14 protein-coding genes are annotated in these 13,554 nt (G+C 31.5%); 10 read left to right on the top strand and 4 right to left on the bottom strand.

Annotated features, from left to right (window positions below):
- The first annotated feature begins 58 nt into the window (after positions 1-58).
- Both ACOSP6_RS12580 and ACOSP6_RS12575 read left to right on the top strand, forming a co-directional pair.
- Entirely contained in the window at positions 59-871 is an 813-nt protein-coding gene (locus tag ACOSP6_RS12580; protein WP_422094260.1) for a TerC family protein, read from the top strand.
- A 114-nt stretch (positions 872-985) separates the two neighbouring features.
- On the top strand, positions 986-1,669 hold the full coding sequence (locus ACOSP6_RS12575) for a hypothetical protein (protein WP_422094259.1): 684 nt from the start codon (positions 986-988) through the stop codon (positions 1,667-1,669).
- 53 nt (positions 1,670-1,722) lie between these two features.
- Here ACOSP6_RS12575 and ACOSP6_RS12570 read toward each other — a convergent pair whose 3' ends face one another.
- Both ACOSP6_RS12570 and ACOSP6_RS12565 read right to left on the bottom strand, forming a co-directional pair.
- A complete protein-coding gene (locus ACOSP6_RS12570; protein ID WP_422094258.1) occupies positions 1,723-2,493 on the bottom strand; it encodes an alpha/beta fold hydrolase in 771 nt (256 codons plus the stop codon).
- A 2-nt stretch (positions 2,494-2,495) separates the two neighbouring features.
- Positions 2,496-3,209, bottom strand: a complete 714-nt coding sequence (locus tag ACOSP6_RS12565) for a pyridoxine 5'-phosphate synthase (protein WP_422094489.1) — start codon at positions 3,207-3,209, stop codon at positions 2,496-2,498.
- An 82-nt stretch (positions 3,210-3,291) separates the two neighbouring features.
- Here ACOSP6_RS12565 and ACOSP6_RS12560 point away from each other — a divergent pair, with 82 nt between their 5' ends.
- The 8 genes from ACOSP6_RS12560 (at position 3,292) to murI (ending at position 11,251) form a co-directional block, all read left to right on the top strand.
- Entirely contained in the window at positions 3,292-3,951 is a 660-nt protein-coding gene (locus ACOSP6_RS12560) for a CBS domain-containing protein (protein WP_422094257.1), read from the top strand.
- Positions 3,952-3,976: 25 nt separating this feature from the next.
- Positions 3,977-4,876, top strand: a complete 900-nt coding sequence (locus ACOSP6_RS12555; protein WP_422094256.1) for an NAD kinase — start codon at positions 3,977-3,979, stop codon at positions 4,874-4,876.
- Positions 4,877-4,985: 109 nt separating this feature from the next.
- The gene (locus tag ACOSP6_RS12550; RefSeq protein WP_422094255.1) at positions 4,986-5,657 is read left to right on the top strand and encodes a DUF6089 family protein; all 672 of its coding nucleotides are present in this window, start codon (positions 4,986-4,988) and stop codon (positions 5,655-5,657) included.
- A 3-nt stretch (positions 5,658-5,660) separates the two neighbouring features.
- A complete protein-coding gene (locus ACOSP6_RS12545; RefSeq protein WP_422094254.1) occupies positions 5,661-6,413 on the top strand; it encodes an isoprenyl transferase in 753 nt (250 codons plus the stop codon).
- Positions 6,406-8,958, top strand: coding sequence for an outer membrane protein assembly factor BamA (gene bamA, locus ACOSP6_RS12540; RefSeq protein WP_422094253.1), 2,553 nt, complete (start codon positions 6,406-6,408; stop codon positions 8,956-8,958). The genes ACOSP6_RS12545 and bamA overlap by 8 nt, the downstream gene beginning before the upstream one ends.
- Before the next feature lie 61 nt (positions 8,959-9,019).
- On the top strand, positions 9,020-9,841 hold the full coding sequence (locus ACOSP6_RS12535; protein WP_422094252.1) for an OmpH family outer membrane protein: 822 nt from the start codon (positions 9,020-9,022) through the stop codon (positions 9,839-9,841).
- A 37-nt stretch (positions 9,842-9,878) separates the two neighbouring features.
- Entirely contained in the window at positions 9,879-10,388 is a 510-nt protein-coding gene (locus ACOSP6_RS12530) for an OmpH family outer membrane protein (RefSeq protein WP_422094251.1), read from the top strand.
- Between the two features lie 68 nt (positions 10,389-10,456).
- Positions 10,457-11,251, top strand: coding sequence for a glutamate racemase (murI, locus tag ACOSP6_RS12525; protein ID WP_422094250.1), 795 nt, complete (start codon positions 10,457-10,459; stop codon positions 11,249-11,251).
- Here the strand turns inward: murI and ACOSP6_RS12520 are convergent.
- Both ACOSP6_RS12520 and ACOSP6_RS12515 read right to left on the bottom strand, forming a co-directional pair.
- Positions 11,248-12,219, bottom strand: a complete 972-nt coding sequence (locus ACOSP6_RS12520; protein WP_422094249.1) for a type IX secretion system membrane protein PorP/SprF — start codon at positions 12,217-12,219, stop codon at positions 11,248-11,250. The two genes, murI and ACOSP6_RS12520, sit on opposite strands and share 4 nt — an antisense overlap.
- 775 nt (positions 12,220-12,994) lie before the next feature.
- Positions 12,995-13,554: InlB B-repeat-containing protein (locus ACOSP6_RS12515; protein WP_422095728.1), on the bottom strand; the 560-nt coding region annotated here is incomplete at its 5' end.

Below are 13,554 nucleotides of genomic sequence, written 5' to 3'. Positions count from 1 at the left end.
TTGATACTTTATTTTATTTCATCTAAATTTGCGCACAAAAAATTAAATATATTCACCAATGGTTGGAATCATTTTTACACTTTTAATGCTTGTGATGTTGCAGGCTGTACTAGGTTTTGATAACTTACTTTATATTTCTTTAGAATCTAAAAAAGCTCCTGCAGCAGAACAAAAACGTGTTCGTAAAACTGGGATTTTAATAGCAATCGCTTTACGTATTGTATTATTATTTGTTTTGGTTTCGATTATTGATTTCTTTCAAGAACCTTTTTCTTGGTTAACTGGAGGAGTTGATAACGTTGTCAAATTCGCTTTTAACGGACATAGTTTAATTGTGTTAGCTGGAGGTGGATTTATTATATACACTGCCATTAAAGAAATCTGGCATATGATTTCTATAAAAAATCTAGACCACGATGTCGAAGATGGTGGCAAAGGAAAAAAATCGGCAAATGCAGCAATTATAAGCATAGTAATAATGAACCTAGTATTTTCTTTTGACTCTATCTTAGCAGCGATTGGACTAACAAGTGAAATTGAAAGTTCTACAACAGCATTTATTGTTATGGCTATTGCAATTGTTATTAGTGGTTTACTAATGTTATTTCTGGCGGATAGAATTTCAGCTTTTTTAGCTAAAAACAGAATGTATGAAGTACTTGGTTTATTTATTTTACTAGTTGTAGGAATAATGTTGGTTACTGAAGGTGGTCATTTAGCACACATTAAGTTATTTGGAAACCCTATTGAGCCAATGAGTAAAACAACTTTCTATTTTGTTATTGCAGTTTTAGTTGTTACCGATATTGTTCAGGGTAGATATCAGAAAAAAATATTAGCAGAGTTAGAAGATCAAAAAAAAGATAATTAGATAATATAATTTTTCTTAAGATATATTTTAAAAACCAGCACAAAAGTGCTGGTTTTTCTTTTTCCTTTTAAACCTTTCTCGGGTTTTGATGTCTTAGATAAAAACAATGAGATTATGAAGATATTTAAAACACTTTTTATCGCTACCCTAACGTTGTCAATTAGCCCAATCCATGGACAAAACTTAGGTAATACCAAAGAAGCTTTCGACAATAACAAAGACATGTTTATTAATCATGAGCAATTAAACAGAGACATTGCTCAACTAAAAAGTTTTAATACGAAAATTAATGCTTTTGAAGAAGCGTTTATAGCACACGACACAAAACTTGTGAAAGTTTTAAAAGCTGATATTTTAGCTGACATGAAGCGTGAAATAAGGGAAAGTAAACGAAAAATCAGACAAGATCAAAAAGAACTTCAACGAAGTAAAAGAGAACTTGGAAGATCACGAAGAGAAGCAAGAAATCATTCTTCATTTGGTAATAGAAGAGCCCAAAGAGACGATAGAAGAGATAGAAGAGATGACAGAAGAGACAAAAAAGATGATGTTCGCGATTTAAAAAGACAAATCAAAAGAACAGATCGTCAAAAAGAAATTATGAAAGCCATAAAAGCGTATAACTTTTTAGCTAAAAAAGCTCCAGGAAAAAATAAACTTATGACAAACTCAAAGTTATTAAAGGAGTTTGCTCAAACAATGGAAGCAGATATTATAGAAACTAAGAGGGAAATTATAGAGGATAAAAAAGAAATTCGAGAAGATAGAAGAGAAAGAAGAGAAGATAGAAGAGGATAGATTCTCGGCATTCCCTGATTTTGAAAGCATCTTGTCTTAGTACAAGATGCTTTTTATTTTAGAAAACTCATTACTGAATTAAAAAAGTATTGTGGATTTTCAGCATGTAACCAATGACCTGCATTTGGGACAGTCTCTAAACTGTAATTAGGAAAATGTGAACTCAGCAAATAAGCATCTTCATCAAGTATGTACTGTGATTTCCCTCCTCTCAAAAACAAAGTATCTCCGTCATACGTTAATTCAGCAGACAAGCCTTTAACAACCTCACTGTAATTATCTGTAAGTGCTTCTAAATTAAAACGAAAACCTAACTGTCCTTTTTCTACCCAATAAGTATTTTTAAGTATAAACTGACGCACACCTACTTGAGGAATTAACTCAGACAATTTCTCATCAATTAATTTTCGAGTTTTATGTATTTTAAAATCAATTGAATTTAGAGCTCTAATTATATCTTGATGATGTGGAGGATATTCTTTTGGAGCGATATCAGCAACAATTAATTTATCTATTAATTCAGGATACTTTGTAGAGAACAACATGGCTGTTTTTCCTCCCATTGAATGCCCTAACAAATACACCTTTTTCAATTCATGATGCTTGATGTATCTGTAAAGGTCTTCCACCAATAACTCGTAAGAAAATGCTTCTGAATGAAAACTTCTCCCATGATTACGCTGATCAATAAGATGAACTTCTAATTGTTCTTCAGCAAACTTATTTGCTAAGCTTTTCCAATTATCACCCATTCCAAAAAAACCATGTAAAATTAAAAACGGCTTTCCCTCTCCTACTATTCTAGAATGTAAAATACTCTCCATAATTATTGAAGTCGATGTAAGTACATGTTAATTACATTTTCAATTCCTAAATAAATACTTTCAGAAATTAACGCATGACCGATAGACACTTCAGCCAGGTTAGGAATATTATTTTTAAAGAATTCGATATTCTCCAAATTTAAATCATGACCAGCATTAATACCTAAGCCTAATTTATGAGCTAAAATTGCAGCTTCCGTGTAAGGCTTTACAGCTTCCCTATTTCCTTTTTCATATTCTCTAGCAAAATCTTCTGTATACAGTTCAATTCTGTCAACTCCTGTCTTAGCTGCTGCTTCAATTAATTTTAAATCGGTTTCTATAAAAATAGAAGTTCTAATTCCGGCTTCCTTAAATTCGGAAACCACTTCTTTCAAATAAGATTGATGCTTTACAGTATCCCAACCTGCATTTGAAGTAAGCACTTCTTCTCCATCAGGAACCAACGTAACTTGCGTTGGTTTTATAGCTAAAACTAAATCCGTAAATTTTTGTATCGGATTACCTTCTATATTATACTCTGTAGTAACAACAGGTTTTAAATCGTATGCATCTTGATAACGTATATGGCGTTCATCTGGTCTCGGGTGGATTGTAATTCCATCAGCTCCAAAGCTTTGAATATCTTTTGCTACTTGCAATAAATTGGGCACATTTCCTCCTCTAGAATTTCTTAGCGTAGCTATTTTATTAATATTTACACTTAATTTTGTCATCATTATATTTTAAGATTACAAAAATAACCTATTAAAACTTTTTAAACTATATTCGTATCAATGAATATTTACGTTCGTATTTATGAATATTAACGACTACATTTTAAAGGAAATTAAAGCACTCACTCCGGAAAGTTCTGTGAGTAATGCACTTAATATCTGCGAACATTTTCCGATTACACATATTCCTATTGTTAAAGACAATAAATTGATTGGTTGTTTTGCTGAAGATGATATTCAAACCATAGAAAAAGAACATGCAGAATTAAACGAATACCTTCATTTAATTCAACATTTTCATGCAAACAAAAAATCTTCATTACTCGAATTAATTTCTCTTTTTGCTGAAAACGATTGTAATATCATTCCAGTTTTAGATGAAAAACAAAATTATGTTGGATATTATGATTTAAGAGACATTTTGGATTTATTCGCTGATAGTCCCTTTATGCATAATGATAATGCAACACTAATAGTTGCAAAATCGAAAGCTGATTTTTCTATGAGTCAAATCTCTCAAATTGTAGAGAGTAATAAAGCTAAACTATTAGGATTATATGTTTCTCGAGAAACAGTTGATGATATTGAAGTTACTCTAAAAATATCATCTGAAGAAATGAATGAAATTATTCAAACTTTTAGACGATACGATTACAATGTTATTTCTCAGCTAGAAGACGACATGTATTTAGAAGAATTAAAAGACAGAGCTAATTACTTCAAGAAATATCTTGACATGTAATATGTAAATTAAAAAACAGAAAACATTGAAAAAAGTAGCCATATACGCGCAATCTTATTCTGTATCAAGCCAAGAGGAAATAAAAACCTTAATTGAAATTTTAGAAGAACACAACACTGTTATATTTATTGAAAAAGACTTTTACAATCTTCTTTCAAATCATAATTTATTAAAGAAAAAATATCCTGTTTTTGGTAATTTTGATGATCTTTCAGATTCTTTTGATGTTTTATTTTCTGTAGGTGGAGACGGTACAATTTTAAGAGCTGTTACCTACATTAGAGATTTAAACATTCCTATCTTGGGAATTAATTCTGGTAGATTAGGATTTTTGGCTACCGTTCAAAAACAAGAGATAAAAGAAGCTATTGAACTTCTTGTAAAAGGTGAATACACAGTTCAAGAACGAACATTATTGCAATTAAAAACAAATCCTGAAACTAATGCTTTTTCGGATTTAAACTTTGCACTAAACGAAATCACAATTGCAAGAAGAAACACTACTTCTATGATTGGTGTTAAAACCTATTTAAACGAAGAGTATTTGACTAACTATTGGGCTGATGGATTAATTATCGCGACGCCGACTGGTTCAACAGGTTACTCTTTAAGTTGTAATGGTCCTGTAATTTTACCCAACTCAACTAGTTTAATTATAACTCCAATTGCTCCACATAATTTAAATGCAAGACCGATAGTAATTCCAGAGGAAACAACTATTCAACTTGAAATAAGCGCTCGAGAAAAAGATTTTCTAATATCATTAGACTCAAGAATAACCACAGTACCGCAAGAAACCAAGGTTTTTATAGAAAAAGCTCCTTTTACCATTAAGACAATTCTTCTAAAAGAACAATCGTATTTAAAAACATTGCGAGAAAAATTATTATGGGGAGAAGACATCCGAAATCAAGCTTCTTCTTAAAACCATAAATCGTTACAATAATTCTTTAAAAAGAAAGTTAATCAAAAAGACAGATTATTAACTTTTTAAAGCAAATTCAATTCCATATATTTGCACGCTATTTCTTACAATGAGGAGGTTTATATTAATATTATTTACAATTTTAACTACTAGTTCGTACTCTCAAATCCATGAGGTTGGTATTTTCTTAGGAGGATCTAACTTTATAGGAGATATTGGAAGAACTAATTATGTCTTCCCAAATAAAATAGCAGGAGGACTTGTTTATAAGTATAATTTAAACCCGAGAATAGCGATTAGAGGTAATTACACAGCTCTTCCTATAAGCGGAGACGATAATGATTCTGATAATCTTTTTCGCGAACAAAGAAATTTTAGTTTCAACAATACCATTAACGAGATTGCTGCAGGTTTAGAATTTAATTTCTTCGAATATAATGTTCGTTCATTAGGACATACTTTTACCCCTTATATTTTAGCGCAAATTGGAGCTTTCAATTACAACGTTCCAGAGTCTGTTGTTGGGGGTAACGTTCAATTTACAAGTGATTTTTCTCTTTCTATTCCTCTAGGTATTGGAATAAAAGGAAGAATTTCCGACCATCTAGCTTTTGCTTTTGAATCAGCTGTGCGTCTTACTTTCAAAGACAATCTTGATTACACAACGGATAAAATTACCTCACTTAATTTTGGAGGTAATGGGAATGATTTTTATACTTTTACCGGATTTTCAATAGTATACACTTTCGGAAGACCGGCCTGTTATGCTGATACTGAATGATTTATGAATGAAAAACTACAAAGTATAAACTTAAACAATGTTCCAAATCATATTGCTATTATCATGGATGGTAATGGTAGATGGGCCAAAAAGCAAGGAATGCAACGTGTTTTTGGACACAGGAATGCCTTAACTGCAGTAAGACAATCCGTTGAGGGTGCTGCTGATATCGGTGCTAAATTCATTACTCTTTATGCTTTTTCTACTGAAAATTGGAATAGACCCAAATTAGAAGTAGATGCTCTAATGAGCTTATTAATTAATTCATTGAAAAAAGAACTTCCAGATTTTCATAAAAATGGAATAAAAGTAAATAGCATTGGAGCTATAGAAAACCTACCTAAAAGAGCTCAAAAAGTCCTTCAAGAAGTTATTCATGAAACTCGCAACAACACTACCATAACACTAACATTTGCTTTAAGTTATGGAAGCAGAGAAGAAATTGTTAATGCTATCAAAAACATATCTAAAAAAGTTGTTAATAACGAAATTGACGTTAAAAAAATTGATGAAAAAATTATAAATAATCATTTATATACATTTAATTTGCCCGACGTTGATTTAATGATTCGAACAAGTGGGGAACAAAGAATCAGCAATTTTTTATTGTGGCAAATGGCCTATGCAGAACTGTATTTTACGGAGGTATTATGGCCAGACTTTAGAAAAGAAGATCTTTTTGACGCAGTAATAAACTATCAAAACAGAGAACGTAGATTTGGAAAGACAAGTGAACAGATTGATACAGATGTATAATAAGTTATTTTTAGTAGTAATATTTTTCGCAGTGACTGCGATTTCTAGAGCTCAAGAAACACCAAAAGACAGTATAAGTCCTAATACTAATGTAACGAGTAAAATAAATTACGAAAAAGGGAAAGAATATATTTTAGGAGGTTTTACGGTTACCGGTCTTCAAAAATTTACTGAATCTACAGTAAAAGTTTATACTGGATTAGTTGAAGGACAACCAATAAAACTCCCTGGGGATAAATTAACAAGTGCCATTAAAAAGCTATACGAAAGTAAGCAGTTTAGTGCCGTTGATGTTTATTTGTCGAAAATTGAAGGAACTACAGTGTACTTACAATTCGATGTTGTTGAACTTCCTAAATTAAACAACACTCAGATTACTGGAGTAAGTAAATCGAAATCTAAGGAGTTAATTAAAGAAACTGAATTAAAAAGAGGTGTTCAAGTAACAGATAACTTAATTGTTACTACTAGAAACTATATAACGAAAAAATACACCGACAAAGGATTCTTAAAAACGAAAGTTTCTCTAACAACGAAAAAAGATACCACCGATACGAATACCGTAAATATGTACATTCATATTGACAAAGGAGATCGTATTAAAATTAAAAATATTGATTTTGTTGGAAACAAGGCTTTATCTGAAGGTAAATTAAGAGGGTTAATGTCGAACACCAAGAGAAAATTTCTAGGTCGTTTTTGGAAGTCTTCTAAATATATTGAAGATGACTTTAAAGAAGATTTAGAAAGTATCCTTGAACGCTACAGTGAGTTAGGTTTTAGAGATGCAAGAATCTTAGATAATCAATTAACTTGGAACGAAGATAACACGATCAATATAGAAATCGAATTAGAAGAAGGTAGACAATACCGTTTTGGAGATATTCTATTTGTTGGAAACAAAAAGTACACGGACGACTTTTTAAATCAATTCTTAAGAATTGAAAAAGGTGATGTGTATAATGGAAAAGTTCTAAAAGAGCGTATCTCAGGTGATGGAACTCCTGATTCACAAGATATTCAGACGTTGTACCACAATAACGGTTACTTATTCTCATCTGTAAATGCAGTAGAAACCAAAGTAAAAAATGATTCTATTACTGTAGAAATTCGTATCCGTGAAGATGAGCCTGCAACTATTCGTAAAGTAACGGTAGTAGGAAACGATAAAACTAATGATCATGTAATTTACAGAGAATTAAGAGTAAAACCAGGTGATTTATTTAGTAGACAAAATATTATACGTTCGATTCGTGAAATTGGGCAATTAGGTTTCTTTGACACAAATGTTGTTCCTGATGTAAAACCTGATTATCAAAATAAAACTGCTGATATCGAGTTTTCTGTTGTAGAAAAAGGAGGAAGCCAAATCGAATTACAAGGAGGATTTGGGGGAGGTTCTTTCATAGGAACTCTTGGTTTATCATTCAACAATTTCTCTGTAAGAAATATTTTCAACAAAGACGCATACACTCCTCTTCCGATGGGAGACGGTCAAAGTTTATCTTTACGATTACAAGCAAGTAGAACAAATAATACCTATAGTTTATCTTTTACAGAGCCTTGGTTAGGTGGTAAAAAGCCGCAGTCTTTATCATTCTCTGTGTATTTCTCTAATCAATATCGTTTTGATTTTAGAACAAACACTGTAGATAGAAGTCAAAGCTTAGGAATCTTTGGAGCATCAGTAGGTTTAGCAAAAAGATTACAATGGCCAGATGATTTCTTTACACTTTCACAAAACATAAGTTATCAAAGAATTGGTCTAGAGAGTTTCCCTTACCGTGTTGGTAACTCCAACGCTATTTTAAATAATGGTGATTTAAATAACCTTTCTTACACAGTTGCTCTAACACGAAATTCAGCAGGACCTAGTTTAATTTTCCCAACTTATGGTTCAGAATTCTCTTTAAGAGCAAAAGCCACTTTCCCTTACTCTCTTGTAAACGGAAAAGATTTAACTGAGCCTGATAACTTAACAAATGACGAGCGACAAGCTTTCTTAGCGGACAGATATAAATGGTTAGAATATTATAAGTTATCTGCTAAGGGTAAATGGTATACAGCATTAGCAAACAAGTTAGTATTAATGTCTAATTTTGAATTAGGTTACTTAGGAACTTATAATAATGATCTTGGTTTAACTCCCGTTGAAAGATATTTTGTTGGTGGTGATGGAATTGCACAAGGACAATTAGATGGACGAGAGATTGTAGGTTTAAGAGGTTACGCCAATAATAGAATTTCATCTATTGAAGGAGGGTCTATTTACAATAAATTCCAATTAGAATTACGTTATTCAATCACAGATAAACCATCTGCATCCATATATACACTAGGATTTTTAGAAGCAGGTAATGCTTATGACAATTTTAGTACTTTTAATCCGTTTGAATTGAAGCGATCTGCTGGACTAGGTGTTCGTATATTTATGCCAGCATTCGGATTATTAGGTATTGATTTTGCCCACGGATTTGATCCTTTACCAGGATTCACAGAAAAATCAGGGTGGCAAACTCATTTTATTATTGGAAGACAGTTCTAAAAACTTACATTTGTGATGTGTATTGCTTTTTGGCACGGTTTTTTCTAAACACATTATAAAGATGAAAAAAAACATTTTAACATTCGTTCTTTTACTTATTGTATGCAGTACTACTGCGCAAAAAAATCAAAGGATAGCTTATATTGATATGGATTATATTTTACAAAATATTCCACAATACATAGAAGCTCAAAATGCTTTGAATGATAAAGTTGCGAAGTGGAGGGCAAATCTAGACAGAGAAGCTAGAGCTATTGAAGTATTAAAAACTGATTTAGCAAATGAAAAGGCTATACTAACTCCTGAGCTAATAGAAGAGCGTGAAGAAGATATTTCTGTGAAGCAAGAAGCTTTAAGAAGATTGGAATCTTTATACTTCGGTACAGACGGTGATATGTACATTCTCAGAAAAAAGTTAATTCAGCCTATTCAAGATCAAGTTTACAATGCTGTTCAAACGATTGCTGCCAGAAAAAAATACGATTTCGTTTTTGATAAATCAAGCGAATTAATAATGCTGTATTCTAATAAAAAACACGATATTAGCGCGACTGTTTTAAAGCTGATAAATATCGACCAGAAAAAACAGGATAAGCTTGATAAAATCGCTGAGAAAAAGAAGTTATTAAGCAATAACGAACTCTCTGAAGAGGCAAAGCAAAGAGAAGCTAAAAAAGCAGCATTAAAGCAAAAGAAATTATCAGAGAGAGAAGCTAAGTTAAAAGAAATTGAAGAGAAAAGACAAGCGCGTTTAAAAGCTCGAGAAGAAAAGAGAAGATTATTAAAAGAAAAAAAGGACGCTCTTAAAAAGGCTAAAGAAGAGGCTAAGAAAAAAGCTGAGGAAAAGAAAATAGAAGATAGTGACCAAAAAACAGGTAAATAACAAGAAAAAAGAACATAAAATTAAAATTATAACAAACATGAAACATTTAAAGACGTTATTATTAGTTGCGATTTTTACGATAGGATTAGGTGGTGTGGCAAATGCTCAAAAAATTGCACACATTAATACCGACAAATTATTAGCTGAAATGCCAGAAACTAAAGCATTGAAGGCTGAGCTTGAAAAATTAAGAACTACATATAGAAACGATATTGAAGGAATGTTTAAGAAACTTGAAGCGAAAGTAAAAAAGTACGAAGCTGAAGGTAAAACTCAAACACAAGAGGTAAATGTAAAAAGAGCTCAAGAAGTTCAATTAGACCGTCAAAAAATTGCTCAAGCTGAGCAAACTATGAACCAAGAAATGGCGAAAAGATACCAAGAAAAAACTTTACCTATTTTAAAGAAAGCTGAAGATGCTATTAAGGCTGTGGCTGCTGAGAAAGGTTTTGTTTATGTAATGGATGCTTCTCCAGGTAAAGGGTTAATCGTTTACGAAAAAGGAGATGATATTTTTGCTGCTGTAAAAGCTAAATTAGGTTTCTAAGAACATAGAAAATAATATTTTTAAAAATCCTGCTCTTAAAAGGCAGGATTTTTATTTTTGTAATAATAATGAATGCATCAGCAAAACAGCCTATAGGAATTTTTGATTCTGGTATTGGGGGAACTTCTATTTGGAAAGAAATTCATTCTCTCTTGCCAAATGAACAGACCATATATCTATCAGACAGCAAGAATGCTCCGTATGGACAAAAATCTCGACAGGAGATTCTAAACTTATCCATAAAGAATACCGAATTTCTAATTCAACATAATTGTAAACTGATAGTAGTAGCTTGTAATACAGCAACGACAAATGCAATACATTATTTAAGACAACATTATCCCATTCCTTTTATTGGTATAGAACCTGCCATAAAACCAGCTTCTATTTTAACAAAATCAAAAAAAATTGGTATTCTAGCTACCAAAGGAACTTTAAATAGTTCCTTGTTTGAAAAAACTTCATCTAAGATTAATCAGGAAGTTCAAATTATAGAACAAATCGGAGAAGGTTTGGTTGAACTAATTGAAAATAATCAAATTAACTCTAACGAGATGCATCAACTACTACTAAAATACTTAGAACCAATGTTGAAGGAAAATGTAGATTGTTTAGTTCTTGGATGTACTCATTACCCATATTTAATTCCAAAAATAAAGGAAATAGTTGGTGAAAATCTACAAATTATTGATTCTGGTGAAGCAGTTGCTCGACAAACAAAAAACGTTTTAACCAAGCAGAGTTTATTGAATACGTCTACTTATAAAAAAGAAAACATTTTCTATATCAATAAAGAAAAGCAAATTCTAGAGCAAATTTTACTTGATTATCCAGAGGTAATAATTAATGAAAAAGACTTTTAAAACAACTGTCCATTGATATTTGGACAAGCTGCTAATCTTTTCTTTCTACATAACACATTTAAACCTAAGGATATTTGGTGAAATCCTGCATCAGAGAATAATATATCTCCAAATTGTTTGGTGTAAGTATAAGAAACCATAAATCGGTTAAAATTAACACCGAAAATAGGTGAAATATATTGAGAGTTACCGAAGGTATTACCACCAAAAGAACTTCTAAAAGAAGCCGCTAACCATAGTTTCGTTTTCTTAAAGTTCTTGTAAACCTTTACATTAAGATCTAAGATTTTCTCTTGAGTTTGCTCTTTAAACTGGAACATAAAAGAAGGTTCATATTGAAGTCGCGTTTCATCCCCAAAAAAATATCCAGCTCCCAAAATATAGTTTCTTAAGTTTAAGGCATCAAACTCATTTCTTAAATTATCTTTTGCTGTTAAAAAGATGTTTTTAATTGTTAAATAACTTGATAACCCTTTATAGTGATAACCCAAGCCAAAATCTGCATTTACATAAAGTTCACTTTCAATTAACTGCCTTACTGTAGGATCACCAGCAAATGTGGTTTGATCTACTTGATTTTGCACTCCAGATAATGATAAACCAAACGATAATTGATTAAAAACATTACCTCTATCCATTTCTAGATGATAAGCATAGGTAGCTTGAAAGGCTTGCTGAGAATGAAAACCATTTTTATCATTAAAAAAAACAGCTCCGTATGCCGCTTTAGAATCAGCATTTAACTTAGCATGAAAACTTAGCGTTTGAAGTTCAGGAGCATTATCCACACCTAACCACTGCGTTCTTGCCGTTAAACGAATTTTTCCACAATCTCCAATTCCGGCAGCAGCAGGATGAATTAAGTAAACATTATCCGATAAATAATCTTGGTATATTGGTAAGGTTTCTTGCGCCTGTACCCCAATCGCAGCTAAAACCAAAAAGCTAATTTTAATTAAAAACTTCATTTAATAACGTTTACTTTAAGCCGACAAATATATTTCATTTAATTTCAACTTACTAATATTAAGTGTTAAAGAAGATAGTACGATTAGGTTAAACGTATGAAACAAATACTTAAAACTACATTAACTCGAATTTTGTTACATCAAAAAAACGGTCAATCTCGTTAACTCGCAAATTATTTACACTTTCACTCCTGATGTTAACTCCTTTAAAACCTTCATTTTAAATATTTAATCTCTCATTACTCAATGAAAAACCGTAAAATTTAACTCCCTCTATTCCCTTTTTAATATTTTCTTAACATTTGAAAATATTAACTTTAAGGGCATTCCCACGTTAATCCACTCGGGATTTTCACATAATTAAAGAGCTCTTCAATTCGATTGAAGGGCTTTCTTTTTAATTATAAAAAAATGATGATTAAGAAAATGAAACTATACATTATCCCCAATGTTATTTCAAACCTATAATTATCTTTACTCTTAGTCATTTGTTGCTTTTATGAAATAAACCTTACAATTATCACTACATTGATAACGGCAAGAGTTATTTTAAATAAATAATCCACAATAGATTTGAGAAAATTATCCTCTCCACCGCATAAAACAGTTATCCCTATCTTTTACCCTACTTTTTGAGTTAAAAAAAAGCCTTTCAAACTTATTTGAAAGGCCTTTACTTGATTTATAGCAAAGCTATTAGGTAAAAAATGAGTCCATACATAACTATTAAGGTCATTTCAAACCGGTAATTATCTTTACTCTTCTTCATTTATCTTTATTTTTTAATAAATCTACGAACACCTTTACCAGAAGTTGTTTCAATAATCATAAAATACAATCCTTTTGATAGACTAGATACATTTATAGATTCGTTTGACATTGTACTAGAAACTACTTCTTTACCAAGGACATTGTAAATTTTAATCTTTTCAACAATCTCTTTTGATTCAATATGAATAATATCTTCAACTGGATTTGGATATAATTTGAATGGCACTTTAAATTTCTCATCATTGATACCTAAAGTAACAGAAAATGACGCGGTAACTGTTTTATCTCCATCCATTGTTACTGTAATTTGAGTGGTATTTCCCGTAGCATCTCCACTCCAACTATCAAATTGGTAACCAGAATCTGGTACAGCGGTTAAAGTAACTACAGTTCCGTCATCATAAGTTCCATTAACTGGATTTGGACTTGCTGTTACTGACCCATTGGCTGCATTAACAGTTAACGTTCTTTGAATCGGGCTGAAGTTGGCAGTAACAGTTTTATCGGCGTCCATAGTAATATTTAACGGATTTGTTGTTCCACTAGCATCTCCACTCCATCCTG

The organism is Tenacibaculum sp. MEBiC06402 (genome assembly GCF_049239625.1).
GTDB lineage: Bacteria > Bacteroidota > Bacteroidia > Flavobacteriales > Flavobacteriaceae > Polaribacter.
Note: the sequence above shows the minus strand (reverse complement) of the source record. Positions and strands in the feature narration are given on the sequence as shown.